This window comes from Pseudoalteromonas sp. SR43-7, assembly GCF_014163785.1.
Taxonomy (GTDB): domain Bacteria; phylum Pseudomonadota; class Gammaproteobacteria; order Enterobacterales; family Alteromonadaceae; genus Pseudoalteromonas; species Pseudoalteromonas distincta.
Window position 1 is genome coordinate 23,810 of sequence record NZ_JACJDY010000026.1, and the last position, 26,208, is coordinate 50,017.

The 26,208-nt window shown below is 38.8% G+C and carries 26 protein-coding genes; 16 read left to right on the forward strand and 10 right to left on the reverse strand.

What is annotated here, in order from left to right; all coding sequences use genetic code 11:
* The first annotated feature begins 129 nt into the window (after positions 1-129).
* Positions 130-579: an isoprenylcysteine carboxylmethyltransferase family protein gene (locus H5087_RS17125; protein WP_007378935.1), complete on the forward strand. Its 450-nt coding sequence runs from the start codon at positions 130-132 to the stop codon at positions 577-579.
* Positions 580-673: 94 nt separating this feature from the next.
* Here the strand turns inward: H5087_RS17125 and queC are convergent, their stop codons facing one another.
* Positions 674-1,330, reverse strand: coding sequence for a 7-cyano-7-deazaguanine synthase QueC (gene queC / locus H5087_RS17130; protein ID WP_002960416.1), 657 nt, complete (start codon positions 1,328-1,330; stop codon positions 674-676).
* 145 nt (positions 1,331-1,475) lie between these two features.
* On the opposite strand from queC, the gene queE reads away from it, so the two are divergent.
* The 3 genes from queE to H5087_RS17145 all read left to right on the forward strand — a co-directional run bounded on the left by queE (position 1,476) and on the right by H5087_RS17145 (position 3,979).
* A complete protein-coding gene (gene queE, locus H5087_RS17135; protein ID WP_024591014.1) occupies positions 1,476-2,141 on the forward strand; it encodes a 7-carboxy-7-deazaguanine synthase QueE in 666 nt (221 codons plus the stop codon).
* 226 nt (positions 2,142-2,367) lie between these two features.
* Complete coding sequence (locus H5087_RS17140; protein ID WP_182672812.1) at positions 2,368-3,111, forward strand: class I SAM-dependent methyltransferase; 744 nt, start codon at positions 2,368-2,370, stop codon at positions 3,109-3,111.
* A gap of 253 nt (positions 3,112-3,364) precedes the next feature.
* Positions 3,365-3,979, forward strand: coding sequence for a hypothetical protein (locus H5087_RS17145; protein ID WP_182672813.1), 615 nt, complete (start codon positions 3,365-3,367; stop codon positions 3,977-3,979).
* 703 nt (positions 3,980-4,682) lie between these two features.
* On the opposite strand, the gene bcp is transcribed toward H5087_RS17145, so the two are convergent.
* Together bcp and H5087_RS17155 are read right to left on the reverse strand one after the other, a co-directional pair.
* Positions 4,683-5,162, reverse strand: coding sequence for a thioredoxin-dependent thiol peroxidase (gene bcp, locus H5087_RS17150; protein ID WP_002963124.1), 480 nt, complete (start codon positions 5,160-5,162; stop codon positions 4,683-4,685).
* 11 nt (positions 5,163-5,173) lie between these two features.
* Entirely contained in the window at positions 5,174-5,707 is a 534-nt protein-coding gene (locus tag H5087_RS17155; RefSeq protein WP_007583906.1) for a glycine cleavage system protein R, read from the reverse strand.
* A 358-nt stretch (positions 5,708-6,065) separates the two neighbouring features.
* On the opposite strand from H5087_RS17155, the gene bamC reads away from it, so the two are divergent.
* Together bamC and H5087_RS17165 are read left to right on the forward strand one after the other, a co-directional pair.
* On the forward strand, positions 6,066-7,127 hold the full coding sequence (gene bamC / locus H5087_RS17160) for an outer membrane protein assembly factor BamC (RefSeq protein ID WP_039487313.1): 1,062 nt from the start codon (positions 6,066-6,068) through the stop codon (positions 7,125-7,127).
* Positions 7,128-7,193: 66 nt separating this feature from the next.
* Complete coding sequence (locus H5087_RS17165; RefSeq protein ID WP_182672814.1) at positions 7,194-8,564, forward strand: YjiH family protein; 1,371 nt, start codon at positions 7,194-7,196, stop codon at positions 8,562-8,564.
* Positions 8,565-8,617: 53 nt separating this feature from the next.
* Here the strand turns inward: H5087_RS17165 and H5087_RS17170 are convergent, their stop codons facing one another.
* Positions 8,618-8,764 (reverse strand): DUF2897 family protein, encoded by a 147-nt coding sequence (locus tag H5087_RS17170; RefSeq protein ID WP_182672815.1) that lies wholly within the window; start codon positions 8,762-8,764, stop codon positions 8,618-8,620.
* Between the two features lie 90 nt (positions 8,765-8,854).
* The gene (locus tag H5087_RS17175) at positions 8,855-9,391 is read right to left on the reverse strand and encodes an acyloxyacyl hydrolase (protein WP_182672816.1); all 537 of its coding nucleotides are present in this window, start codon (positions 9,389-9,391) and stop codon (positions 8,855-8,857) included.
* Positions 9,392-9,636: 245 nt separating this feature from the next.
* On the opposite strand from H5087_RS17175, the gene H5087_RS17180 reads away from it, so the two are divergent.
* Together H5087_RS17180 and H5087_RS17185 are read left to right on the forward strand one after the other, a co-directional pair.
* Positions 9,637-10,230, forward strand: coding sequence for a phospholipid-binding protein MlaC (locus H5087_RS17180; protein WP_024595677.1), 594 nt, complete (start codon positions 9,637-9,639; stop codon positions 10,228-10,230).
* A gap of 356 nt (positions 10,231-10,586) precedes the next feature.
* Entirely contained in the window at positions 10,587-11,924 is a 1,338-nt protein-coding gene (locus H5087_RS17185) for an ankyrin repeat domain-containing protein (protein ID WP_182672817.1), read from the forward strand.
* A gap of 77 nt (positions 11,925-12,001) precedes the next feature.
* Here H5087_RS17185 and H5087_RS17190 read toward each other — a convergent pair whose 3' ends face one another.
* From H5087_RS17190 to H5087_RS17210, 5 genes are read right to left on the reverse strand one after another with little or no spacing between them, the layout of a single operon-like run.
* Entirely contained in the window at positions 12,002-12,445 is a 444-nt protein-coding gene (locus H5087_RS17190; protein ID WP_182672818.1) for a DUF2069 domain-containing protein, read from the reverse strand.
* Positions 12,442-12,996: an NAD(P)H:quinone oxidoreductase gene (wrbA, locus tag H5087_RS17195; protein WP_002961459.1), complete on the reverse strand. Its 555-nt coding sequence runs from the start codon at positions 12,994-12,996 to the stop codon at positions 12,442-12,444. The genes H5087_RS17190 and wrbA overlap by 4 nt, the downstream gene beginning before the upstream one ends.
* Positions 12,996-13,343 (reverse strand): arsenate reductase (glutaredoxin), encoded by a 348-nt coding sequence (arsC, locus tag H5087_RS17200; RefSeq protein ID WP_182672819.1) that lies wholly within the window; start codon positions 13,341-13,343, stop codon positions 12,996-12,998. The genes wrbA and arsC overlap by 1 nt, the downstream gene beginning before the upstream one ends.
* Positions 13,344-13,396: 53 nt before the next feature.
* Positions 13,397-14,854 (reverse strand): M48 family metalloprotease, encoded by a 1,458-nt coding sequence (locus tag H5087_RS17205; protein WP_039487326.1) that lies wholly within the window; start codon positions 14,852-14,854, stop codon positions 13,397-13,399.
* A 1-nt stretch (position 14,855) separates the two neighbouring features.
* Complete coding sequence (locus H5087_RS17210) at positions 14,856-15,521, reverse strand: hypothetical protein (RefSeq protein WP_024597628.1); 666 nt, start codon at positions 15,519-15,521, stop codon at positions 14,856-14,858.
* A 145-nt stretch (positions 15,522-15,666) separates the two neighbouring features.
* On the opposite strand from H5087_RS17210, the gene H5087_RS17215 reads away from it, so the two are divergent.
* From H5087_RS17215 to H5087_RS17250, 8 genes are all read left to right on the forward strand, one after another.
* The gene (locus H5087_RS17215) at positions 15,667-15,885 is read left to right on the forward strand and encodes a hypothetical protein (RefSeq protein WP_149602402.1); all 219 of its coding nucleotides are present in this window, start codon (positions 15,667-15,669) and stop codon (positions 15,883-15,885) included.
* Positions 15,878-16,954 carry an AI-2E family transporter gene (locus H5087_RS17220; protein ID WP_024606584.1) on the forward strand — a complete coding sequence of 359 codons (1,077 nt, stop codon included), beginning with the start codon at positions 15,878-15,880 and terminating at the stop codon, positions 16,952-16,954. Before H5087_RS17215 ends, H5087_RS17220 begins: the two co-directional genes overlap by 8 nt.
* Before the next feature lie 135 nt (positions 16,955-17,089).
* Positions 17,090-19,345, forward strand: a complete 2,256-nt coding sequence (locus H5087_RS17225) for an aminotransferase class V-fold PLP-dependent enzyme (protein ID WP_182672820.1) — start codon at positions 17,090-17,092, stop codon at positions 19,343-19,345.
* A 400-nt stretch (positions 19,346-19,745) separates the two neighbouring features.
* Positions 19,746-21,392 (forward strand): glucose-6-phosphate isomerase, encoded by a 1,647-nt coding sequence (pgi, locus tag H5087_RS17230; RefSeq protein ID WP_039487336.1) that lies wholly within the window; start codon positions 19,746-19,748, stop codon positions 21,390-21,392.
* A gap of 269 nt (positions 21,393-21,661) precedes the next feature.
* Positions 21,662-23,134 carry a glucose-6-phosphate dehydrogenase gene (gene zwf, locus H5087_RS17235; RefSeq protein WP_024597624.1) on the forward strand — a complete coding sequence of 491 codons (1,473 nt, stop codon included), beginning with the start codon at positions 21,662-21,664 and terminating at the stop codon, positions 23,132-23,134.
* Positions 23,135-23,136: 2 nt separating this feature from the next.
* Positions 23,137-23,847 (forward strand): 6-phosphogluconolactonase, encoded by a 711-nt coding sequence (gene pgl, locus H5087_RS17240; protein ID WP_182672821.1) that lies wholly within the window; start codon positions 23,137-23,139, stop codon positions 23,845-23,847.
* 336 nt (positions 23,848-24,183) lie between these two features.
* Complete coding sequence (locus H5087_RS17245; protein WP_024597622.1) at positions 24,184-24,888, forward strand: SapC family protein; 705 nt, start codon at positions 24,184-24,186, stop codon at positions 24,886-24,888.
* Positions 24,889-25,015: 127 nt separating this feature from the next.
* A complete protein-coding gene (locus tag H5087_RS17250) occupies positions 25,016-26,047 on the forward strand; it encodes an isoaspartyl peptidase/L-asparaginase family protein (RefSeq protein WP_182672822.1) in 1,032 nt (343 codons plus the stop codon).
* The last annotated feature ends 161 nt before the right edge of the window (positions 26,048-26,208 follow it).

Here is a 26,208-nt window from a genome sequence, read left to right on the forward strand (position 1 = left end):
GTAACTTAATTTGTATACTTTATTTAATTCAGCTTTAAGCGTGTTCATCATTTATACACTTAAGATATTGTTTAATAGCTGCATAGCCACCATATAATAAACATACTTTAGCCAATACAGTGAGTTGCCATGTTAAATAATAAAATTCCACCGGTTATCGTTGTGCTGTTTTTTGCAGGCATAATGGCGCTTATTGCGCATTACAGTGTTATTGATTTCACCGCCTTTATTACCTACTTAGCAGCAAGTTTGGTCATTATTGGGTGTGTTTTTTGTATTGCAGGGGTAGCGAGCTTTAAAATAGCAAACACCACAGTAAACCCAAATAAACCTGAGCAAGCATCAAAACTTATTACGAGCGGCATTTATAAAATTTCGCGTAACCCAATGTATGTGGGTTTTGCATTTATTTTAGCAGGGTGGGGTGTTTGGTTAAGTTCCTTGTGGGCGCTTTTATGTATTATCGGGTTTATTGCGTATTTAACATTTTTTCAAATAATACCCGAGGAGCGTGCGCTCACTAAATTATTTGGCGAAGAGTTTACCGCTTACAAAGCGCGCGTAAAACGCTGGCTTTAATCAATACCATTGACTTAAAACCTGACAAACAAAAAAGGCTATCGATGATAGCCTTTTTTTGTATGCAGCAATTGTATTACTAATTAATTGCGGCTTATTCGTATTCTAACGGGTCTGTAATGTTATTTAGTGCAAATGCTTCAAGGCGTTCTTGGCACGCGCCACATTTACCACAGGCCTTTTCACGGCCGTTATAACAGGTCCACGTTTGGCTGTAATCTAAACCCATTTCAATACCGTCGGTCAAAATACCAATTTTAGTATTATTTAAATACGGGCTAAAAATTTCTACCGCGTCGTAGTTCGCAATACGACACACATCATCCATTTTTTGCACAAATTCAGGACGGCAGTCAGGGTAAATAGCATGATCCCCAGAGTGAGCGCCGTAATAAACTTGGCTAGCTTTAAGTGATACCGCGTAGCCAACAGCAAGCGAGAGCAAAATCATATTACGATTAGGTACAATCGTACTTTTCATGCTTTCTTCTTCGTAATGGCCTTCAGGTACATCAATATCATCAGTAAGTGATGAGCCACCAATAAGTTGGTTAATCGCCGAAATATCAACAATTTTATGTGGAACGTTTAATTTTTCACACACACTTGCCGCTACTTTAAGCTCTTTTACATGACGCTGACCATAGTCAAATGAAAGGGCATATACATCATGGCCTTGTTGCAGGGCTTTATTTAATACGGTAAATGAGTCCATACCGCCGGAATAAATAACAACTACTTTTTGCGTCATATCTGTTTTGCTCTTAGTTTTAATAGAGGTTTATATCAGGGCGCGATATACTACACGGCCGCAGCTTAAATAACAATTTTTGCACAGCGCTTTTTGGTTTTTTAATAGTAGCAATTTGGCTGCTAGGTAGTAAGTGAGATCTCTTTTGTACAAAATTAATGAAGTGTTTGAAACCATTCAAGGTGAAGCTAGCTTTACTGGCACACCCTCAATATTTTTACGTCTGCAAGGCTGCCCAGTAGGCTGCTCTTGGTGCGACACCAAGCAAACGTGGGATGTTGATAATGTATATAAAGTATCGCTGGATGAAACCGTAGAAAAAAAAGCCGACTCAGATCATTGGGCTAACGCCAGTGCAGAGCAAATTTTAGCGTTGTTTCAATCACGTGGTTATACCGCAAAGCACGTAGTTATTACTGGCGGCGAGCCATGTATGTTTGATTTAAATCCAGTATGTAACTTATTACACGAACACGGCTTTAGTACACAAATAGAAACCAGCGGCACGTTCGAAATACTCGCCCCAGAGCAAACATGGGTAACGGTATCACCAAAAATCAATATGCGCGGCGGCTATGAAGTACTTACCAGTGCAATGAAGCGTGCCAACGAAATTAAACACCCCGTTGCCATGCAAAAGCATGTAGAAGAGTTAGAAGAATTATTTGCTAAAACAGGTGTTAACCCTAAGCTTGTTTATTTACAGCCAATTAGCCAAAAAGTATCAGCAACTAAACTCGCAATCGACACCTGTATTGCCAAAAACTGGCGCCTATCAATACAAGTACATAAGTATTTAGGAATTAGTTAAAGCCAGCTTAAAGTTATATTACGTATGTTGGGTAGAGCGAAGCTAAACCCAACAAATCTCTACTTCCGCACCATTTTCTAATAACGTTTTATAATATTTAAATACGTGGATTGGATAAGCGAAGCACCACCCGACAACCCTAAAGCTCATATCTTCTTCGCTAATAGCCATAACTAGTTTACTATGCGCGACTTAAAAATATTCTACTACTTACCACTAGGCTTATATGTCCGCAAATGCGCTTTACACCGACCTTTCTGATTACTACGACTTAATGTGTGCAGATATTAATTATCAAGCCCAAAGCAATTCTATTCACAGGCTGCACCAAATTTTTGGGAATGGCGCAAATACCCATCTCGATTTAGCATGTGGCACCGGCCCGCATGTACGCCACTTTATTGATTACGGCTATAAAAGTAGTGGGCTTGATTTAAACCAGCCAATGCTAGATAAAGCAAAAACGCGTTGCCCAGAAGCGCAATTTTCGTTGCAAAACATGAGTGAGTTTAAAGTAACCGAGCCCTTGGATTTAATTACCTGCTTTTTGTATTCAATCCATTACTGCGACGGTATTAATAAGTTAAAAGAATGCCTTGCTAGCGTATACAGCGCATTAAACGTAGGTGGAATATTTTGCTTCAACACGGTTGATAAAAACAAAATCGACAGCGATTCATTTGTAGAGCACACAGCAACAAGCGAAAATAGCTTCTTCACATTTCGCTCTGGCTGGCACTATAGTGGCAGCGGCAGTAAACAGTTATTAAAACTCAGCATAGAAAAAACCACCGCAGACAAAACACTCGTATGGCACGACGAGCACCCAATGGTTGCTTTTAGTTATACCGAGCTTAAAGAAGCCTTAAAACCGTACTTCGAAATCCACATATTTGAACATGACTACGATAAAATAACCCCATGGGCAGAGCGCTCAGGCAACGCCATTTTTGTCTGCGTAAAAATTTAAGACAAACACTCATCAAGAAGAGATAAAAGTTTGGGTAGAGCGCAGCGAAACCCAACGAGCTCCAACGAACCTCCAATACACACGGCCCAATAACCCCGCATTATATATTTGAAAGCGTCAACCGACACCGTAACGTGCTTGGGTTTTATTTTTGATAAAGTACCCGATGCGACATTAAACTATTATTTTAAGCTTAAAATTTGATATAAAAGCAAGTAGTAAAATCAGCTAAAAAATATTACAAGGATCGACGATGTTAACGAAGAAGACAAAGTATTTTGAGATAAAGGCATTTGTTGATCAAAACAAAAAAGAATTGATTCATTCGGTAAAATATAAACGAAAAAAAATAAAGTCATTAACTTTAAATGATGCTCTATCAAAAGAGTACAATGAAAGGGCTTTACTTACTTCTGATCTCAAGAGGGTTTTAGGCTGGGTTGATCATCTTCTAAAAATTAATTTAGACGCCTCTGATAACGCTGTAATTGTAGATAGCTTATTTACCTCTATATCAATTACCTATTATAAGTGTTTTGCTCAAACGAAAAATGCTATCAGAAAAAAAGTCCAGTTATCTAAAAATGATATTGAACAAAGTAAGTATGGAAAGACGGATGAACTGTTATATGATTTAAGAATGAAGTTCGTAGCTCATAGAGGGCAAACTGAATTTGAATATCATAAATTGATAAAAGTGAATGCTTTCGGAAAGTTCCCATCAATGGTGATACCAATTTCGGCAAAAGCACAAAAGCCTGATAGTGATTTAGTATTAAATATTAAAGAATTAGTGATTTCTTTATTGCTTAGAGTAGAGGATAAAAATAAGCTTCTTTTAGAAAAAATTGAATCGAATAACGTGTAGAATCTTACTTTTTTAAATGTTTATTGGCCAAAACAACGAAGTACTCGATAAAGTGCTAGCTATTCAAGTACCAAAAATTGCTCTAAAATCATGAGCTACTTTAGTAAATACTTGGCTTTTCTGCGGCTAATAATGAAGAGTAAGCACTTAATATAGACTAGGTTATATTGTAAGTATCGATAGATCTTACTAGCCACTTGATTTATTCACTTCTCATCAATCTCTTTCCCGCAATTATAACAGTCGTTAGTTGGGAGCTTATAACTAGAAATAGAGCGCATTACTTGGTTTTTCTTACAGGCAGGGCAGGCGTAATTAATTACAGAGATTATAAGCGCAATAGCAAAAACAAAACTACCGATATAAAACGGGTTTGAGTAAAATTGCATACTTGGCTTTGAAAAGTTAAAACCAATAATACAGATGATTAATGCAGTTAAATAAAGTTTAAATTTTAGGCTTTTATTCAAGGTTTAAATATCCAATTGGCAAGGTGCTAATAATAAGTGCTTTGGCAGTTTTAACAAATTATTTACTCAATTACTATTTAAGTTTTTATATAGCGCAAATGTATAGACATAAAAAAGCGTTGCCCTTGAGCAACGCTTTTCTGTATTTGTCTAATAGCTGGTAGCTAACTTACTCAGCCGCTAGCTTATTCTGCTGCAAGATTATTCTGCTGCAAGATTACTCTGCTGCAAGATTACTCTGCCGCTAAATAATCCAACACTACTTGATGGTGATCTTTGGTTTTAAACTTATCAAATAGGTGTTTTATTTTACCGTCTTGGCCTACTAAAAACGTCAAGCGGTGAATACCATCGTACTCTTTACCCATAAACTTTTTGTAGCCCCATACACCGAATGCTTCAGCAATGGCGTGGTCTTCGTCAGCTAATAAATCAAAATTAAGCTCTTTTTTCGTTTCAAAGTTTTTAAGGCGCTTAATTGGATCTGGGCTAATACCTACAACGCGGGTATTAAATTTAGCAAGCTGTGCTTGCTCATCGCGTAGGTTTTCGGCTTGTACAGTACAGCCCGGCGTTGACGCTTTAGGGTAAAAGTACACAAGCACTTGTTGCTCTTTTAACAGCTCGCTTAATGTTACTGTTTCGTCGTTTTGGTTTTGTAGGCTAAAAGCGGGTGCAGTATCGCCAGCTTGTAATGGACTAATTGTGTTCATGTTTAGCATCCTTAACGAATTCGTTTAAAAATATAATCTACGTTTAGTGTGTGAGAAAGGCTCTCAAAACTAATTTTAAATTGATCTATATCTACATCAACAGGTATGTTGAATTCAAGTTCACAACGCATCTTTATGTTGTCTTCTTGGGAATAAGTGTCTGACTTAAGTGAGCAAATACTAATATTATTGTCGGCAAAAAAGCGCGTTACTTTGCTCAATGTACCAGGGGTGTCTATGCCTGTATATTCTAGTGTGTAACCTGCACAAAACTCGCTAGGAGTATGACTTGCTGTACGCTTCATCATGGTTAGCAGGCCAAGTTCCATGGCTTTAGTGGGCAGTACGTGCTCTATGCGGCTTATTGCCGACATGTCGCCGCTAAGTAACATTATGAAGGTAAATTCGCAGCCTAAAATAGCAATACGGCTGTCAATAATGTTGCAGTGGCAATCGCTAACCAGTTGGGTTAGTTCACTTACTATACCGGGTCTGTCTTCGCCAATCGCTGTTAAAACAATTTGATGATTTGAAAATGCAGTCATGAGTTCAAATACCTTGTTACTTGGATTATATCAACCGAGTTGGCAACACCAAAAATACACACGAGAAGTTGCACGGCGGCGAAGTTTAACACAAAAAGGGCTCTAAACTACAGCACACGCTAATTAAGCGCTTTTAAAGTGCGGTGTTTCTTGTTTTTACTGGCACGGGAAAGTACCATAGCTAAAATTTGCTTATTTGCGCTTAGTTGCTTACTAAGTTGAAGTGCTGAACTTTATTGCATTTAGGCAGCCAAATAATAAATGTAAAGTTAATATTGATTTTACACTGAACCAAATCGGTATTACCCACTCATATATTTGTTAAAACAATTAAAGGGTATGCTAAGGAGAAATATCTGTGCAGTATTGGATCCCAAAAGCACTTGCAGTAAGTGTATTGGTAAGTTTATCAGGGTGTAGTGTATTTATTAATAAGGCACATGACGAGCGTAATTATCGTACGCATGAGCCTGTAAAAGCACCAGCGTCGTTATCTCAACCAGCTCAAGACCCAGTTTATAAAATGGATGTAGGTCAATACGACAATAATCCTGAAGCTACAAATTACCGCCCACCGGCACAAGTATTAACAATTGCTAAAGGCAGTTGGGTAGAAGAGACAGATAAACAAGCGCGTATTTATTTTGATAAAAATGATGGCATTGCTGATTTAGATGAGTTTCTTTGGGATACGATTAAATCTGTCCTAGCTGATAATAATGCAGGAACTACTAAAGAAGATAAGCTACTTGGTATTATTGAAACTGATTGGTACTCAATCATTAAAACCGAAGAAGGTTTTTGGTGGTGGGGCGATGAAGTTAACGATGATTTAGAAAAGTTTAGATTCACTATTGAAGAAAAATCACATCAACGCACTGCGTCTTTACGTGTAGAGCTGATTGATTTTAAAGGTGATAAAACGCTAACAGACTTACTCAAGCAGCAGCTAGAAGTACGTGCGCTTAACCAAGTAGTGAGCGAGTTTGATTACCGTTACCGTCAACTTGAAGTTGATATGCGTAAACGCCAAGGTATTATTTCTCTTGAAATGGGCTTTGATAATAAAGGTAATGCAGCACTTGTAACTGAGCAATCTTACGACGCTGTGTTTGACCGTTTCTCTGGGTTTTTAGAGCGCTTGTCGTTCTCTATTGTTGAAATTAACCCAGATACGGGCTTAATTACTGCAGATTATACTAAACCAGAAACAAGCGTTTGGGATTCAATTTGGGGTGATGACGTAGCTCAACTACCTATTGATGAAGGCCAATACCAAATTTTAGTAAGTAAAACTAAAGAAGGCGGTACTAGCTTAACGTGGATGGATGATAAAGGCGAAACGCTTGAGCCAGGTACTATGAATGGTTTACAACAAGCATTAGAAGCAGCACTCATTCAGCGCGGCATTAAAATTTAAATAATAATAAGTTTTACCACAAAAAGAGCGCTATGCTCTTTTTGTGGTTTTTATAGGTTAAACAATATGTCTCAGCTACCTGAACGTTCACACTATACGTGGCGCACTTGGTTTACTTTTTTGGTTCCTTCGTTAATTGGTGTGTTTTTATTTATGACACCCATTAGTACTTCGCAAGGGATGACCATTCCTATTGCCGTTATGGCAAAAGCGGTTCAAGCAATGATGCTTGGCTCTGCTCAAGCAATTATTACCCTCATTATTTGTATTACAGGGGTTATTTCTGTAATTACTAAAGTGTTTAAACCCGCCGCTATATGTAACTCACCTTTGTTAAAGCATTTATTTGATGTGAGCTGGACATGGCTGGTAGTACGCTTATTTGGTATGACGTTTGGTTTAATGACGTACTTAAGCCTAGGCAGCGAGATGATTACCTCGGCCAATACTGGCGCGCTGGTATTAAATGACTTATTGCCAGTGTTGTTTTCGGTATTTATTTTAGCGGGCTTATTACTGCCGCTACTAATTAACTTTGGTCTACTAGAGCTTGCTGGTACGTTAATGACCAAAGTAATGCGCCCTGTATTTGGTGTACCAGGTAGAAGCGCGGTTGACTGTACTGCATCGTGGTTAGGTGATGGCAGTGTGGGTATTTTGATGACTGCAAGGCAGTACGATCAAAAGCACTATACACAACGCGAAGCGGCTATTATCGGTACTACGTTTTCAGCGGTTTCAATTACATTTAGTTTAGTGGTGCTTGGGCAAGTTAAACTTGAATACCTATTTGCACCGTTTTACGCAACGGTATGTTTAGCCGGTATTGTTGCCGCTATTATTGTGCCGCGATTACCGCCACTGCGCTTTAAAAAAGACTTACTCATTGATGGCACTGAGCCAGATAGAGACGCTGAAACAATTCCGGGTCATAAAACTTTATTTGGGCATTCGTTAGATGTTGCACTAGCTAAAGCAGATAACTCAACGGGTGTTAAGGGCACTATAAAAGAGGGCGTACATAATGCGCTTGATATGGTGTTTGGTGTGTTACCTGTAGTAATGGCGGTAGGCACATTTGCACTGATCATTGCTGAGCATACGCCTATATTTCAGTATTTAGGTATGCCGTTTGTGCCATTTTTAGAGCTATTGCAAGTACCCGAAGCAGCCGCAGCGTCGCAAACTATTATGGTTGGTTTTGCTGATATGTTTATTCCGTCAATATTAGCAGCAGGGACTATTGAAAGTGATGTAACGCGCTTTATTATTGCCGCAATGAGTGTAACTCAGCTTATTTATATGTCTGAGGTGGGTGCACTTTTACTTGGCAGTAAAATACCGGTAAATATTTTAGAGCTATTTATTATATTTATTTTGCGAACGCTAATTACTTTACCTGTTATTGCGCTAATGGCGCATTGGCTAGTAGGCTAAATTAGCAAAAATATGATTTAGCGAATTGGTATTATTGAAAAAGCCCTGATTGATCAGGGCTTTTTTGTGGCTGTTGTATTTTTTATATTGGCGTTGGGCTTTATAAATTCCTGTTTTGCAGAGAGTCTAATCAGCGCAATATTACCAATGATAATGGCAAAAACAACAGCCACAATAATTACAATATGCCAAGTTTGCATCGCAGTATCACCTAATTTTTAGTACGTTTAAGTGTGACCGCTTTGCGCTATAACAGCAATTAATTTACTCCAAAAATACAATCAATAACCTTAAAAACGTCTCGCTACCGAAAGCGTTAAAAAGTTAAGCCCAGGGTTTGGCTCTTTAAAGCCTGCGTTTGAATAGTGAATAACGCGAAGGGCAACATTGGTGTGGCCAAAATCGGCTACAAGGCCTATGCGGTCTTCAAACTGGTAGTGAGTACTTATGTTTTTTCCAGCAAACTGCGTTTCATCAATCAGTGATACACCAATGCCTGCTTCTACATAAAATGGGGTGTTGTTAAAACTAAAAGCAGGAAATTGCAGTACAGGTGACATAGCAAGTACTAGGTTTGATTGTGTTTCATCGCCGTGGCGGTATTCCCACATGTTTACGCTGGTTTCAAAGTAAAAGCGTGCATCACCAATAAGGTTTTGCATACCAGGTGCATGATACTGATACGCAAGCTTAACGCCGTTTACGTTACCTTCGCCTTTGAGAAAGTCAACGGCATAACCGTGGTCCGATTGAGCAAAAGCAAGCTTGCCAAAAAGTGAAACTACTAATACAAAAGAGATAATAAGTGTTTTAAGTGACGTTTTCATAGGTGCCAAATGTTTGTTTGATTTAAGTTGATAACTAAATGATAAGGGCGGCCTGTTAACAATTACAATGAGGACAAAATGCCGGTTGTATATGAGCTGTTAATGGAATTTTCTAACTGCTTGAATTTATTTTATTTATTTTATTGGTGCCAATTGGGCATTAATAAGTTGCTTATTTGTGCCTTTTTTATTGCGTATAGTTCGCGTAAATTACAGCCATCTTAATCACACAGACATATACAATTATGAAACTCTTTAAACTATTCGTTTTAGCCACTGCTTTTTTTAGCAGTTCGTTATTTGCACAAGCTCAGCAATCACCAGATCAGTTACTTGAATCGGTAGCCGACAAGCTTTTTGCAGATATTGGCCAAGTAAACTCAAAAGGTACAGCCAGCAAAGACGCGATGGCTGCTATTGTTGAAAAACGTTTAATGCCACATATTGACGTTAAGTTTGTGTCGTTTAAATTATTAGGTAAACACATTAAAGGTATTGAGCGCGAGCAAGCTGTTCAATTTATAGATGCAGTAGAGCATTACTTAACAGGCACATACGCCGGTGCACTAATGAAGTACACGGGTCAAAAAGTAGTATTTGAGCGTAATAACGCAAAAAGTGACTCTGAGTACGCAACAGTTAATACGCAAATTATTGAGCCAAATGCGCCTACTATCGACTTAAGCTTTAAGCTTCGTTTAGGTAAAAACAATGAGTGGAAAGTATACGATATTGTTGCTGAAGGCATTTCACTATTAAGTGCTAAACAAAAAGAGATTATTCAACGCATTTCTGATGTGGGTTTAGAGCAAGTTATTAGCGAGTTAAAAAGTAAATAGACTATTTGTCTGGCTCTGATTAAGCCCAACTCCAACCTCAAAAACGGCCAATTACTTATGTACTTGGCCGTTTTTATATTTTTGCTAAGGACAATACCAATCCACAGTAATACTTAATCATTTAGAACAACTAAATAACGAAATTTTTCCTTGCTATCACACGGTTTTCTACCTCAAAATAAATCACTTAATTAAGCGAATTGTTATAATCCTAAAGGATTGTTGTTATTGCGTAATTTTGCGCTAGCAGCAAAACAAAGGTGTGCTAGAATATCGGCACTTTGATTAAGCGTGGTGTCAGCTTAAAACTGATATAACTTACCACCCCCAAGCCACACTGGAGTTGTGTTGTTTTAATGGAAAATGTACTGATTTGGCCAAAGGAATACCCATTACTTATTAAAGGACTGGTAGAACAAAACGGTGCCTTTATTTTAGATGCTTTGGAAGCTTGGCCTGCTTGTCGTTCTACAAATGAAGACGATGGTGTATGCACCACCGTGCTGCCACCTATTTATTATTTGGCATGGCTAACCCCGCTGGAGCCATTTGAAGAATGTTACTTTCAACATATCTCTGAATATGACGAAGACGCACAAGCGTATATTAGTGCGGTTAAAAGCCATTACTACGATAATGAATACACCCCTGAAAGCTTAGTGCTTATGCTGTGCCAGCGCCTTGAAAAATACGCAAGCGTGGCTGCACAAAATACCATAGATACGCCACTGTCTTTAGTCGATTTATTTTTTAGTAAACGCTACTTCACCTTAATTGAGCATGCGTTAAATAATAAAAGTAAACTCTCGGCAAAGGACACATTAGCGCTTTGGAAGGAAGTTGATTTTAGAGAGCGCCTAAGTGCGTTTATTCCAGAGTCTATTGCTGATTTAGATACTCTTTGTGAACTTGCCAGCGAAAAAGTGGCAGCGGGTAAAGACTATTTTACGCTGCTGACGCAGGTTTCTCCTGATGTTGACTCTGTTGTTCTCTTAGAAAAAGCTTTGCTTACTCATTTACGTAAAAAAACAGCTAAGCAAACAATGGCAATGCGTTTTATTGAGCAAGGCGCTACTGGTGTACTTGCTGATGAAAACAATAAAACAGCCTTTATGTGGGCGGCCGAAAAAGGCTTTGTAAATGTGGTTGAAACACTACTTGCAAAGCAAGACAAAAAAGCGACAGATAACTTAGGTAATACTGCGCTTCATTATGCTGTGTTTGCTAAAAATGAGTCGTTAATGGTGCTGCTTATTAAAGCCGGATACGATTTTAGAGCACGTAATAAAGAAGGTTTAAGCTGTTACCGTTTAGCGGTTAGTATTAAAGCTAATAACTTAGTTAAATGTTTAGAGCGTGACTTTGGTATTAAAGAACTTTCGCCAGAAGGGCAGTTCGATCGCATTAAAAAAGTGCATGTGCTACATGCTATTGTGACTATATTGCTGCCTTTACAGTTGTTTTTCTTTTTTGATGAAACCCTCTCAATTAAAAGTGAGCTGACGCTGGGTTTAACTATGACTGCGGTGATTTGTTTTTTCTTTGCGACCACATTAAAGCGCTGTGCGCTATATCCACATATTAAACACCCTTGGGGTTTATTTGTGCTTAGAGGCTTTTCGTTTATTAGCTTAATTGCTCAAATAGGGTTGGCGAGTATTGTGGTGCTAGCTGCCTTGAGCGACTTAGTTTAGCTAGTTTTAAACAGTTAAAAAAACGCGCTTAAAGCAATTTAAGCGCGTTTTTTTGTATATAGCGTTATTGTTAAGCCTTATTTACCCTGCTCATTTGCTGCTTTTTCTTCAGCTAATTCTTCTTTAAGCTTACGGATTTTTAAACCTTGTTCTTGTCCGCGGTGTCTTGCGTAGTAAGTACAGCCAATAAACATAGATGATGCAAATACCAGCTCTAACAACACCCAAATTAATTCATCAGGAGCGGCCCACAGCATAGTAAGCCCGTGGATAAAATAAAGCATTACAATAAAGTTAGCCCACGCATAGGTATATGTGTTGTCTTGAATTATGCCTCTTAGCGGCAGCAGTAAAGGAATGATAGGAAAAAACAATGACACCCAACTAGTATTACCGTCTAGAGGGGGGACAAAATACATCCACAAAGGAATAAGAATAAGTAAACCAACATAGCCAAATAGTGCTGCACGTTGAAATTTTACCGTAATCGGCTTTTTAGCTGGACTGTCAGCTCTATTCATTTAAGTTTTCTCGCAATGTGAGTAAGGCGTTTACCAACGCTTTGGCATATTTTAATTTCGTCTTTGCTTAGCTGTGCACTGTTAGCGCTGCCAGCGACGTGTGTTGCACCGTATGGTGTTCCACCGGTTTGTGTTGCGAGTAGTTCGGGCACATCATATGGCACGCCCATAAGCATCATACCGTGGTGTAATAGTGGCAAAGATAAGTTAAGTAAGGTTGCTTCATTTCCACCATGCATACTACTTGATGACGAAAATACACACGCTGGCTTATCGATTAATTGGCCTTTTAGCCACAAGTCGCTGGTGGTTTCCCAAAAGCTTTTTGCTTGAGAGGCCATCATGCCAAATCGAGTTGGTGTACCAAATGCTAAACCATCGCAATTTATTAAATCATCTTTGGTGATCACAATATCGTGCGCATTTTTAGCCACAAAGGTGCGAAGTAGTGCACTAGCACCTTGTTGCTCTATCGACTCTGCTATCTCGTGAGCCATTGCTTCAACTGAGCCGTGGCTTGAGTGATAAAGCACCACTATGGTTGCACTCATTATAAAACGCTTAGTACGTTTTCTGGTGGACGACCAATCGCTGCTTTGTTGTTATTAACTACGATAGGGCGTTCAATCAATTTTGGGTATTTAACCATAGCGTTAATAAGTGCGTCCTCATTTGTTTCATCTTTCAAATTAAGCGCTTTGTAGTCATCTTCTTTGGTGCGCATCATTTCACGTACGGATGAAAAACCAAGTTGGATTACAAGCGTTGAAATTTGATCATAAGTAAGAGGGGTTTTTAAATACTCTACAACACTTGGCTCTATCGCTTTACTTTGCAGTAGCGCTAGCGTTTCGCGTGATTTAGAACAACGTGGGTTGTGGTAAATAGTAACAGACATAAAATGATTCCAAAGTGTGAATTGCGTCTATTTTAGGGTAAGCGCTTGCAGACTTAAAGTCTTGCAAGCTCTTTTTGTAAAAGTCGATACTGGGTAAGTAGTGCTTTTAAACGTTGTTGCTTTACAAGTTCAGTTGGCTCTACGAAGTTAAGTGCTTTTTGTACTTCGTCTGCGGCTTTTAAATAAGCACCGTATTGAGCCAATACATCGGCGTTCGCTTCGTGATATGAGGCTAATTTATCTTGTTTTTTATACGCATCAGCAAGAAGTTGCTTGCCTAGGTTATGATCTGGCTTTTCGAGTAAAAAACTCTTCAAAATATTTTCGGCTAGTTCATATTGCTCAGCTTCAAGTGCTGCGTTGGCATAGTTAAGCGTAATTACCTGATTATTAGGGCGATACTGATTTAAATCGGCTAAAAATTTTACGGCTTCATCTGCCTTTTTTTGCGCGATGAGTAAATCGGTATGGGTATCTATATAAAATAGGTTTTTAGGATCGTTTTTTAAAAGCTCATCTAGTATTGGGGCTGCTTCATCAAGCTTTTTTTGATCAAGTAAGCTAATAGCTAAACCGTACTTTAAAGCGGTGTTATCGTAGCTATTTTCGCGAAGTCGTTTTCTAAATAGGTCTTCGGCGTTTTCTGGTTTGTTGTCGTAGCGCGCAAGCACGCGGCTTTTAGCTAAATTAAACTCAAGACTGGCACTCATATGACGCACAGGAAATTGCTCTGCACGCAAACGCACATCTGATACTCGGCTCTCTGGTAATGGGTGAGTAAGTAAAAACGCAGGTGGTTTATATTTATAACGAATTTGCGCGGCAAGTTTAGTTAAAAATTCGCTCGATGCACGAGCATCAAAGCCTGCATTGTTAAGCGTTTGCATGCCTATGCGGTCAGCTTCTTGCTCGGCTGAGCGACTATGCGTTAACTGACTAAAAGCAGATTGTGTTTGGCTGGCAGATATAATCGCAATACCCGCATCTGGTGCAACAACGGTTGCTAATATTCCGGCTATCATACCGGCAATAGTCAGCGCGCTGTTATCTTGTTGTTGCTGTATTCTTCGGGCTAAGTGGCGCTGTGTTACGTGAGCAATTTCGTGACCAAGCACTGAGGCAAACTGACTCTCGTTATCGGCTTGAGCTATTAACCCTGTGTGCACACCAACGTGTCCGCCATAAAAGGCGAAGGCATTTATTTCCGAGTTGTTTATCCAAAAAAACGAAAACGGAAAGCGTACATCGTTAGCATTAGCAACAAGTTTACGGCCAATAGTTGTAAGGTATTCATCTAGCACTGGGTCATTTATTACTGGTGATGAGCCTCGTATTTGCATCATCATTACTTCGCCAATGGCTTGTTCTTTTTCGAGTGGCAGTGCTTGTAATGCAGAAGTTCCTAAATCAGGAAGCGTAAAGTTGGTTTGCGCTTTTAAAGGTTCGCTTATTAATAAGCTAAACGTAAGCGCAGCACTGCATAAAGTGATAAATGCTGATTTTAGCTGCATTTTATTCCTTGTTAATTTGTTCGCCAATTGCAATTTTGGCTATGTCTATTTCGTCACTGCTTGCACGGCTGTCTTTTTCGCACAATTGGTATAGTTCTTTTATTGTGACTCCATCAAGCTTTACAACGTTCAATTCTCGCTGCAAAAAAGTAATAATTTTATGTACTACCTTGTGAGCATGTAAAATAATGGCTTTATCTGCTTTGTCGCCTCGTTCGAAATAAAAGCCAATAAACTTATGTAACTGACTTATTCTGATCAAGTTTTTCATTGAATGTGGGTCCCACACTCTAAATTCCATAAAGCGATTGTTTTTTATGTATTGATCAACAATAACATCTTTAGCATAAGGCTGTGCCCATAGCTCAAAGCCTCTGTCTGTAAATACTTGGTGCAGCGCAATACGTGGCTTATGTTTGGTATGTATTTCACCTAGGTTATCTTCATAGCCTTCTAGTAAATCTAAGTTCCAATTGCGTTTATCTAAAAGTTGTTTAACTGCATTGTCGAACCCATGATCTAAAATTCCTTCTGATTCGCTTATTGATGAGGCAACAAGGTGATAAAAAGGAGGTAGTTCGCCCCAATTAATCTGCTTTTTAAACCAATTAATCTCTTTGAGTGTTGGATTACTTGGTAGTTGCGCTTTATTATGCGTGCCAGGCATTAACTTATCCTTACTGCTAGTTATGTTATAAGGATAAACTATTGCAGGAATTGTTTTAACAAAAAGTTACAACGGTTTGAGTATATAAATACGTAGACCGTAAATATGCGACTTATTATTCATTTACTATACGGATAAAGTAGTTATGGTAGAGCGCGATTTAAAAGAGTTTAAGTGTCCTCAGCAATTTGTGCAGTTTAAGCTTGCGCTTCGAAGTGCACAGTCATCAAAACAACGCATCACTTTTAGTCTTAATAGAGGTGAAAGTGCGAACGACATTGAACGTTTTTTGCAAAAAAATGCTTATAGTTACAATTTTGATAAACAACGTGGGTTGTTATTAGTGGAGCCATTACATGTTTGAATACGTAAAAACATGGTACGAAAGGAAGTTCTCGGATCCTCATTCGTCTACCTTATTATTTTTATTATTGGTATCAGTTGCCTTACTTTACTTTTTTGGCGCGTTAATTGTTCCTGTGCTTGTTGCACTGGTTATCGCTTATTTACTAGATTGGCCGGTTGTTCATTTAGAGCGTGTTGGCTTAAAACGTTTTACTGCAACAATTATTGTAATGTTGATATTTATTAGCATTATGCTCACCCTTATTTTAGTTATTGGCCCAGTGCTTTGGAAGCAAACCAGTAACTTAGTGCAAGAAACACCGCATATGCTAGAGCAGGGGAAGTCTTATTTAATGGCTTTACCTGAACAATACCCAAGTTTAATTAATATAGAACAAGTACAAGCTATTGTTGCAACCGTAGAAGCTAAAATTATTGAGTTTGGTCAAGCGGTGTTATCGTTTTCACTTACGTCTTTAAAAGATGTTGTTGCTTGGCTTATATATTTGGTACTTGTGCCGTTACTGGTGTTTTTTATGCTTAAAGATAAGCTGGAGCTGACAGGGAGTATAGCTAAACTGATCCCGCAGCAACGACGCTTGATTTTACAAGTGTGGAACGAAATGAACCAACAAATTATGAATTACATTCGCGGTAAAGTATTCGAAATTTTAATTGTTGGTGGTGTGTCTTTCATTGCATTTACTGTTTTAGATTTGCGCTATGCAGCTTTACTTGGTGTGCTTGTTGGCTTTTCGGTATTAATTCCATTTATTGGCGCGGCACTCGTCACTATTCCGGTAGCGGCAGTTGCACTGTTTCAGTTTGGATTAGAAACGCAGTTTTGGACCATTTTAATTATTTATGGAATTATTCAGGCGCTTGATGGCAATGTACTTGTACCGCTGTTGTTTTCTGAGGCAGTTGATTTAAATCCGGTATTTATAATTGTCGCGGTATTATTTTTTGGTGGTTTATGGGGGTTTTGGGGCGTATTTTTTGCCATCCCGTTGGCCTCATTAGTAAAAGCGCTAATAACAGCTTGGTCGTCAACGCACGAAGAGATCAGCAAAGAGCTCAGTGAATAGTTAAGCAAACAGACTTTTAGTTTAAAAAAGCATAGTAAACGCACCTCTAGTGCTAATTGATTATTACTCATTACCTGTAAATTTATGTACTATTGGTAATAAGATATATTTTTTAGTAATAAGGTGCGTTTTTTAATGTCTGAGTTTTTATTGCACGATGAGCCAGTAAAACAAGTTTACCTTGATGCAAATGCAACGACCCCTGTGTTGCCTTGTATTGCTGATGTTGTTTCTCATACCATGCAAATATGTTTTGGTAATCCTTCAAGCCCGCACATCACAGGTATTCAAGCCAAGCATTTATTAGAACAAACACGTCAAAAGGCACGCACGGTTATTGGCGCAACTAATGGCGATATCCTATTTACCTCTGGTGCAACGGAGGGTATTCAAACTGCGGTGGTTTCTACATTAATTAATGCTAAAAAGCAGTCTATTAAAAACCCTGTATTATTATATGGCGCTACTGAGCATAAAGCGGTGCCAAATACACTCAAGCACTGGAATAGCGTACTTGACATTAATGCTGAGGTGCTTGCTATTCCGGTTGATAGTAACGGTATTTTAGATTTAGATTTTATCGCAGAGCATATTAATAACGCTTTGATGATTTGCACCATGGCCGTTAATAACGAAACCGGTGTATATCAAGATTTACCCGCTATAGAGCAGGTAATTCGTAGCCGTAACAAAAATGTATCGTGGATGGTGGATTGCGTGCAGGCACTCGGTAAACAAGCGCTCGCACTGAGTAATACAACTATTGATTACGCTCCTTTTTCGGGGCATAAGCTTTACGCACCTAAAGGTATTGGCTTTTTATATATTCGCAGTGGCAGTGCGTACACACCTTTTATAGCGGGTGGCGGTCAAGAAAGTGGAATGCGCTCAGGCACCGAAAATCTACCCGGTATTGCAGGGTTAAATAAACTATTTAGTATGTTGCTTGATAAATCAGATGATACATTTAAACCAATTAGCATACTTAACTCTTATCGAAGCCAGTTACAAAGCGCGATAAAAGACACCTTTGGCGATATTACATTCAATCATGATTTTGCTTATAGCGTGCCTACCACACTTAACTTTGCGGTAAACGATTTAACGAGCAAAGAAGTGATTGATTTATTTGATGCTGCAGGCATTCGCGTAAGTGGTGGCTCGGCTTGTAGTACAGGCGCATCAACAAGTTTTGTTTTAGATGCAATGGGTGCAAGTAAGTGGCAAAGTGAAAATGCGATTAGGCTATCGTTTGGACCTGCTGCAACACAACACGATATTGATGATGCTTGTGTGCGTATTCGCGCTCTTAAAGCAATACTTCAGGCTAACTGTTTAATTGTATCTGATAGCACTACACCACAACAAGAAGTGTGCGCACTTGGCCTTACTCAGTTTAGGCACCAAGGAGCATGTAGTTGGCTTTATGTAAGCGATGATAAGCGTGCAGTTATAATAGACCCGATTGTTGAGCTTATTCCGCGCTTTGAAAAAATAGCCAATACACAAAACTTAACTATATCAGCGGTGCTTAATACTCATCTGCATCAAGAGCGAGAGTCAGCGACTCATTTATTAACCAGCGTTCTTGCATCAAGAGTTGTAAAAGGTGAGGTTGATGCTTTAGGTTGGCCACTAAATGCAGAAAGTATTAGCTTAGCAAATGACGTACTTGAAAAAATAGCGACACCTGGGCACAGCAAAGATAGCGTAAGTTATTTATTAAAAAATAGTAATGGCGAAACGCGTTATTGTTTTTGTGGTGATTTAATTTTGCCTGCAGGGCTTGGCAATACATCGCTTATAGGTGGGGATGCAAAAGCAATGGCACGCTCTATTTTAGCAATAAGCGAGCAACTTAATAGCACTAGCATTATTTGCTCAGGGCACGACTACCAACAATGTTTTGCCATGAACTGGGCTGTACAACAAAACCAAACGCCATTACTCAATGCGTTAGTAAGCGGCAGTATTTCAGTTGATGAATTTACAATACAAAAGCAGCAGTACGACGCTTCAAAGCAAGTAAATAACACGCAATTGTGTGGTTATGTAAATGCATTGCCTGAGATTGATACACAGCAATTAAATTTTGATGACGCTAAAGCAATGTTAAACACCAGCGATGTGTATTTAATAGATACTCGGGAGCCGTATGAACATGGAGCAAATAATGTTGCTCAGTTATTTAATACACTTGATGAAAAAACATTAAATATACCGCTTAGCAGAATGGCAAATGCGGTATTTGAAGGGCAGTTAAGTAAAAATAACAACTATATTTTATTATGCCGCAGTGGTAACCGCTCAAAGATTGCTGCGAGCAATTTAATGCAGCTAGGGTACAAAACTGTTTATAACCTAAGTGGTGGGCTAGCGCTTAGTAATTAAGCAAAGATTGTAATTTATACAAAATCGGCTTTAGAGCCGATTTTTTGTTTTTAAGGTTTATTTGTTTGCAAGGCAAACAATTACAGTAATTAGTGAATAACTATGAAAAGTAATTAGCAGCGCTTATAAAAATTCATTAATATTTCATTTTGATTGATTAAGCTATGCCGTTGCCTTTAAAATTACAGGTAAATTAATTTATAAAATTTTTATGATACCGGTGTCAAAAGCTAAAAATTGCGTTATCATCTGCACATAAAATTATAAAAATAGCACTTTTTTTGCATTTTTAGTTATACTATTTGCGCTTTAATTTAGTGTGAATAAGTAGTATTAAGAGTTTTGCTTTTATAAAAAACATTTTTAAATCAATTGATTGAAAAAAATAGAGGATATTTCCATGTCTAACCGAACGCAACTAGCAAGTTGGCAAGCACTAGAACAAAGTGCAGCTAAGATGAAACAAACACATCTAAAAACGTTATTTGCACAAGATGACACGCGCTTTTCTCAGTTTTCTACTCAAGTACCAGGCGTATTATTCGACTATTCTAAGCAACTTATTGATAACGATGTTTTTGCTAACTTAATGTCGCTTGCTAAAGAATGCGATATTGCATCGTGGCGCGATAAAATGTTTAGCGGTGAAAAAATAAATATCACTGAGGATCGCTCAGTTTTGCATACGGCACTTCGTAATCGTGCTCACACTCCATTAATTGTTGATGGCGAAAACGTGACACAAGCCGTAGACAACGAGTTAGCTAAAATTAAAGTGTTTGTAGAAAAAGTTCGTAGCGGTAAATGGTTAGGCTATACCGGCAAAGCGGTAAAAGATGTTGTAAGTATTGGTGTTGGTGGCTCTAACCTTGGTCCACAAATGGCAACTGAGGCATTAAAAGCACTTGCTGATGATACGTTAAATGTTCACTACGTATCTAATGCTGACGGTGTACAAATTTCGTCTATATTAAAAGCCATTGACCCTGAAACAACATTATTTGTTATTTCTTCAAAAACATTTACGACGTCAGAAACCATGACAAACGCAAAAACTGCGGTTGACTGGTTTTTACAAACAACAAAAGATGAAAGTACAATTGCAAAGCATTTTGTTGCAGTAAGTACAAATTTAGAAAAAACGGCAGCCTTTGGTATTAGCGACGAAAACGTATTCACTATGTGGGATTGGGTTGGCGGTCGCTTTTCACTTTGGAGTGCGATAGGCTTACCAATTGCTTTATATTTAGGCTACGACGCCTTTGAAGCAATTTTAGAAGGTGCGTTTGAAATAGACGAGCACTTTAAATCTGCGCCGTTTGAGCAAAATATACCATTAATTATGGCATTGCTTAGTGTATGGAATACGAGCTTTTTAGGTTATACAGCGCAAGCTATATTACCGTACGATCAAGCACTGCATATGTTGCCTGCGTATTTACAGCAAGGCGAAATGGAAAGTAACGGTAAACACGTTAACTTTGCAGGCGAAACGGTACCTTATACTACAGTTCCAATTATTTGGGGCATGACGGGTATTAATGGCCAGCATGCCTTTTATCAGTGTTTACACCAAGGTAATGTAATTGTACCTGCAGATTTTATTGCATCAGTTAAGCCACAAGTGAATGTTGATAAGCATCACGATATTTTATTATCGAACTTCTTTGCACAAACAGAAGCGATGATGAGTGGTGTAGATGCAGCGCAAGTTACAGCTGATTTAACCGCTAAGGGTAAATCGCAAGCAGAGATTGATGAGTTATTAAATCATAAAATTCATCAAGGCAATCGTCCTACAACGTCTATGCTATTAGATACAGTAGATGCTAAAACAGTGGGCCGTTTAATTGCACTGTATGAGCATAAGATATTTTGCCAAGGCATTATTTTAGAAATATGTTCGTTTGACCAATGGGGTGTAGAGCTGGGTAAAGGTTTAGCATCTAAAATTGAGAGTGAACTCACTGATGATAGCGTGAAACACGCTCATGATAGTTCTACAAACGGCTTAATGGCGTACTATAAACAAAACCGTACGCAGTAAAAAATTCGCTTACGCAAGTAAGTAAACCGAGTACCTTTGAACGGGTAGCGCTGGAGTGCTTAGGGTCTGTATTTTTGTGAGAGGAGATACAGGGCCCCTAAGGCTCATTTAATAAGCGCAATGATAAACAATAATAATAAATCATCGATACAGAACAATTCAGCAGGCTTTTATTTAAATACAGCTATAAAAGCCATCTAATCTAGCAATAAATAGGCATACCCGCGCATATACAAAATGTACTGGGTATCACAACGTAGAGAGTAACTATGCTTAATCCTTTTGATATTATAATTTTTGGGGGCGGTGGTGATCTTGCGTTACGCAAATTGCTACCTGCAATGTACAGAGCATATCAAGAAGGTAACTTACCTGAAGGCTCACGTATCCTACCAACAGTGCGCGAAGAATCGAAACGTGCTGAATACATAGAAACAGCGCATAAAGCATTACAAGAATTTTTAAGCAAAGGTGAGTTTAACGCTAAAGATTGGAAAGCGTTTTCTACTTTTTTAGTGCCAGTGGTAAGTAATGTTACAGAAGCAGACGACAACTGGGATGTGCTAAAAGGCATTTTAGATGAGCACGAAAGCACTAAGTCTCGCGTGTTTTACTTATCGCTTCCGCCTGCTGTTTACGGCACATGTTGTGAAATATTATCGACTAAAGGTTTAATTACACCTACATCACGCGTTGTTGTTGAAAAGCCAATTGGTTATTGCGGTGATTCTGCTGAAGCAATTAATGGAAAAATTGCAGAGTTTTTTAATGAAGAACAAATTTTCCGTATTGACCATTACTTAGGTAAAGAAACAGTACAAAACTTAATGGCGCTGCGTTTTTCAAACTCATTGTTTGAAAATATGTGGGATGCTAAATCTATTGATAATATTCAAATTAGCTTGTCAGAAACGGTTGGCCTTGAAAGCCGCGCTGGTTTTTATGATAAAGCCGGTGCACTTCGTGACATGGTTCAAAACCACTTATTACAACTACTTTGCTTAGTTGCAATGGAGTCGCCTAATAAGCTTAACGCTAACAGCATTCGTAACGAAAAACTAAAAGTATTAGAAGCACTTCGCCCGCTTGTAGATGGTGATGTTGATGAAAATATTGTTCGTGGTCAATACGTACCAGGTGACTTAAACGGTAAAATTGTACCGGGTTACTTAGAAGAGCTAAATGAAGGTTCTAGTAAAACAGAAACGTTTGTAGCTATTCGCGCGCATATTGATAACTGGCGCTGGGCAGGTGTTCCATTTTACCTTCGTACGGGTAAACGTATGGCTAAGCGCTGTGCAGAAATTGTGGTTGAATACAAAAAAGTATCTCACAATATCTACGAAGATAACGTGGGTAATATCGAGCCAAATCGTCTTGTTATTCGTTTGCAGCCAGAGGAAACAATTCAACTAACGCTTATGTCTAAGCGCCTTGATAATCTTCAAATGCAACTTGAGCCAGTAACAATGAATATTGAGCTTTCACAAGCTTACAGCAATGGTTTCCACTCAGATGCGTACAAGCGTTTAATGCTTGATGCCGCTGCTGATAACCCGTCGTTATTTATTCACCGTGATGAAGTTCGTCAAGCGTGGAAGTGGATTGATCCAATCATCGACCGTTGGCAAGACAAAGGCAAGCCTGCGCTTTACCGTGCTGGTAGCTGGGGACCTGATGATGCTGATGAATTATTGGCAGAAAACAATCATGTATGGTTTAACACAGGCGATAAGGTATAAGCATGGCAACACTAGTTGAAAAGTTTTTTGATGATAAAGACGCGTTAACAGCTGAGCTTTCTGCAACGCTTGAGCAATCATTACGTGATGGCATTAAAAACGATGGCCGTGCTGTATTAATGGTGTCGGGCGGCTCGTCTCCTGCGCCCGCTTATAAGCATTTATCAACGCTTGATTTAGATTGGCAACATGTTGATGTTGCTATGGTTGATGAGCGTTGGGTAGACCCAAGCCATGAAAAAAGTAATGAAGCATTTATTAAAAGTACTTTATTACAAAATCATGGTATTGCTGCCAACTTTATTACTATGAAGAATGCTGCAGCAACGGCTCAACATGGCGCACAAGAGTGTGAAGCGGCTTATAGCGAGCTAAAAAGCCCATATGATGTAACTATTTTAGGTATGGGCCCAGATGGCCATACAGCGTCGTTATTCCCAAATGCAGACGGTTTAGAGCATGGTTTAACAACTGAGCAAACAGTATGTGCAATTAATGCGATACAAAGTGATGTGACGGGTAGTATTACTGAGCGAATGACGCTTACGTTAAATGCCATTGCGCAATCTAAAGTGGTTAAGCTTTTAATTAGCGGCGAAGAAAAACTCGCTGTTTATAAGCAAGCAAAAGCGGGCGGCGATGTGAACGACATGCCACTACGCGCTGTGCTTAACCATCCAAGTATCAATATTGAAGTATATTGGGCACCTTAATTTAGATGCCAATTTAACTTTTAAAGGCCGCTTATATAAGCGGCCTTTTTTATTTGCTTAAATTTAAGCCTAAACACTGCAAAAAAATAGCTTTGAACTGTTAACCAATGTTAATGAATAACTTTGGTTTGTATTAAAATCAACCACGAAGTGTGTTGTTTTTGAACAAAATTTATGAGTTTGAGCTGTATGTTTTTTAGCAACGTTCAGATTTAGTTAAATTTTATTTTTTCATGGTTGTTGTCATAAAAGTTTCCCTTCCTTTTTTAGCTCAAAAGCATTAGCCTAAAGGCATTAACAATGAAACATATAAATTAAAATAAACGGAGCAGTAACATGGCGGAGCAACAAGTACAGCCTTTACACAACGAAAAACATGCCAACACTAAAATTCAAAACGGCATCAATGTAGAATTCATGAAAACTCAACACTTAGTGCCAGTAGTTGCACATGAGTTTGCACGTGTAGCAAACGAGTTTCCAATGTCATTCGTTAAAAATAACGAAACCGGCACTTTTCAAGCAGTTGCTATGTTTGGCTTAGAGCCAGGCGAAAACCTTTTTGTAGAAGATGGTAAATGGACTGCAGCATTTGCACCTATGGCATCTACTCGTTACCCACTTGGTTTAGTTAAACACCCAGATCAAGATCAATACGGTATCGTAATTGACGAAGCAAGTGCGCTTGTTGGTGAAGACGAAGGTAACGCATTATTTGAAAACGGCGAAGAAACAGATTACCTAAAACGTCGTAAAGAAGCGCTAGTATCATTTATTGAGTTTTCTCAAGTAACTGAAGCGTTCACTAAATTCCTTGCTGATAAAGAGCTACTAATTGCGCAAACGCTAACAGTAGACATTAAAGGCGAGAAAAAAGACATCAACGGTATTTACCTTATCGATGAGAAAAAACTAAACGAGTTAAGCGATGCTGATTTCTTAGAGCTTCGTAAACGTGGTTACTTAGCACCAATTTACTCGTTCTTAACGTCTACTCACCAAGTAGCACGTTTAGCGCGTTTAAAAGCTAAACAAGCTTAATTACAAACACGTAAAATTTTAAAAAGCGCCTTAAGGCGCTTTTTTTATGCCATTAAACTCACTTTAGTTGAAATTAAGTCCGTAACCATTCACATTAGTTTGTAACTTCCCCATAAAAGAACTCATTATGAAAACACCATTATTAGCTATTTTTGCGAGCAGCCTTGTTGCTTTAAGTAATAGCGCAGTAGCTGCAGAGACTCCTTTTGCCATTGCGATTCATGGTGGGGCAGGGACAATTGAAAAAGCACGATTTACACCCGCTCAAGAAAAAGAGTATCGTGCAAAATTAACGCAAGCAGTAGAGACTGGTTATAAAGTATTACACCAAGGCGGCGAAAGCTTAGATGCGGTAATTGCAGCAATTGCAGTATTAGAGCAATCCCCTTATTTTAATGCAGGGCGTGGGGCGGTATACACCTACGATGGCGGGCATGAGCTTGATGCATCCATAATGGATGGTCGAAACCGTGAAGCAGGCGCAGTTGCGGGTGTAAAGCATATTGAGAGCCCAATTAACTTAGCACGTTTGGTAATGTATAACTCTGTACATGTAATGCTTAGTGGGCAAGGCGCTGAAGAGTTTGCTAAAGAGCAAGGTGTTGAGCTTGTCGAAAATAACTTATTTGATACCGAGCCTCGCTACAAAGCGCTTTTAAAAGCAAAACAAAAATTAGATAAAGCCAAAGCAACCAGTAAAGAGTACCAAGCCGCGCACAAAGCATTACCTAACTCTTACAAAATGGGCACGGTTGGCGCAGTGGCGCTTGATAAAAATGGTAATTTAGCGGCAGGTACATCAACAGGTGGTATGACCGCAAAACGTTATGGTCGTGTGGGGGATGCGCCGGTAATTGGGGCCGGAACATTTGCTGAAAATGAATCGTGCGCGGTATCGGCAACAGGGCATGGTGAATATTTTATTCGCTATAACGTAGCAAGCGATATATGTGCCCGAGTTAAGTACCAAGGTAAAACCATAGCCGAAGCAGGGGATGAAGTTATAAACGGTGTGCTTAAGCCTATTGGTGGCACTGGCGGCGTAATTATTATTGATACAAAGGGTAATATTAGCTTACCGTTTAATACCTCTGGCATGTATCGGGCAAGTAAATCGAATACGCAAGCGACCTACGTGGGCATTTTTAGTGACGAATAAGCCAACGTCATTTAATTTATTCAATGTAGTTAGCCCTGAAAATAATTGTTTAAAATAAATTTATTATTCACAGTTTAGTTCAATAGCAGCGTTTATATAACAAACAACCCCGCGTTATGCATTTTGTAGGATTAACCCCAGCCGTTTAATTTGATACAATT

What these genes read in the sequence shown, in the direction of transcription:
- H5087_RS17125 (WP_007378935.1), top strand. Translation starts at nt 130, where the DNA reads ATGTTAAATAATAAAATTCCACCGGTTATCGTTGTGCTGTTTTTTGCA.
- queC (WP_002960416.1), bottom strand. Translation starts at nt 1,330, where the DNA reads ATGACGCAAAAAGTAGTTGTTATTTATTCCGGCGGTATGGACTCATTT.
- H5087_RS17140 (WP_182672812.1), top strand. Translation starts at nt 2,368, where the DNA reads ATGTCCGCAAATGCGCTTTACACCGACCTTTCTGATTACTACGACTTA.
- H5087_RS17145 (WP_182672813.1), top strand. Translation starts at nt 3,365, where the DNA reads ATGTTAACGAAGAAGACAAAGTATTTTGAGATAAAGGCATTTGTTGAT.
- bcp (WP_002963124.1), bottom strand. Translation starts at nt 5,162, where the DNA reads ATGAACACAATTAGTCCATTACAAGCTGGCGATACTGCACCCGCTTTT.
- H5087_RS17155 (WP_007583906.1), bottom strand. Translation starts at nt 5,707, where the DNA reads ATGACTGCATTTTCAAATCATCAAATTGTTTTAACAGCGATTGGCGAA.
- H5087_RS17165 (WP_182672814.1), top strand. Translation starts at nt 7,194, where the DNA reads ATGTCTCAGCTACCTGAACGTTCACACTATACGTGGCGCACTTGGTTT.
- H5087_RS17170 (WP_182672815.1), bottom strand. Translation starts at nt 8,764, where the DNA reads ATGCAAACTTGGCATATTGTAATTATTGTGGCTGTTGTTTTTGCCATT.
- H5087_RS17175 (WP_182672816.1), bottom strand. Translation starts at nt 9,391, where the DNA reads ATGAAAACGTCACTTAAAACACTTATTATCTCTTTTGTATTAGTAGTT.
- H5087_RS17180 (WP_024595677.1), top strand. Translation starts at nt 9,637, where the DNA reads ATGAAACTCTTTAAACTATTCGTTTTAGCCACTGCTTTTTTTAGCAGT.
- H5087_RS17185 (WP_182672817.1), top strand. Translation starts at nt 10,587, where the DNA reads ATGGAAAATGTACTGATTTGGCCAAAGGAATACCCATTACTTATTAAA.
- H5087_RS17190 (WP_182672818.1), bottom strand. Translation starts at nt 12,445, where the DNA reads ATGAATAGAGCTGACAGTCCAGCTAAAAAGCCGATTACGGTAAAATTT.
- wrbA (WP_002961459.1), bottom strand. Translation starts at nt 12,996, where the DNA reads ATGAGTGCAACCATAGTGGTGCTTTATCACTCAAGCCACGGCTCAGTT.
- arsC (WP_182672819.1), bottom strand. Translation starts at nt 13,343, where the DNA reads ATGTCTGTTACTATTTACCACAACCCACGTTGTTCTAAATCACGCGAA.
- H5087_RS17205 (WP_039487326.1), bottom strand. Translation starts at nt 14,854, where the DNA reads ATGCAGCTAAAATCAGCATTTATCACTTTATGCAGTGCTGCGCTTACG.
- H5087_RS17210 (WP_024597628.1), bottom strand. Translation starts at nt 15,521, where the DNA reads ATGCCTGGCACGCATAATAAAGCGCAACTACCAAGTAATCCAACACTC.
- H5087_RS17215 (WP_149602402.1), top strand. Translation starts at nt 15,667, where the DNA reads ATGGTAGAGCGCGATTTAAAAGAGTTTAAGTGTCCTCAGCAATTTGTG.
- H5087_RS17220 (WP_024606584.1), top strand. Translation starts at nt 15,878, where the DNA reads ATGTTTGAATACGTAAAAACATGGTACGAAAGGAAGTTCTCGGATCCT.
- H5087_RS17225 (WP_182672820.1), top strand. Translation starts at nt 17,090, where the DNA reads ATGTCTGAGTTTTTATTGCACGATGAGCCAGTAAAACAAGTTTACCTT.
- pgi (WP_039487336.1), top strand. Translation starts at nt 19,746, where the DNA reads ATGTCTAACCGAACGCAACTAGCAAGTTGGCAAGCACTAGAACAAAGT.
- zwf (WP_024597624.1), top strand. Translation starts at nt 21,662, where the DNA reads ATGCTTAATCCTTTTGATATTATAATTTTTGGGGGCGGTGGTGATCTT.
- pgl (WP_182672821.1), top strand. Translation starts at nt 23,137, where the DNA reads ATGGCAACACTAGTTGAAAAGTTTTTTGATGATAAAGACGCGTTAACA.
- H5087_RS17245 (WP_024597622.1), top strand. Translation starts at nt 24,184, where the DNA reads ATGGCGGAGCAACAAGTACAGCCTTTACACAACGAAAAACATGCCAAC.
- H5087_RS17250 (WP_182672822.1), top strand. Translation starts at nt 25,016, where the DNA reads ATGAAAACACCATTATTAGCTATTTTTGCGAGCAGCCTTGTTGCTTTA.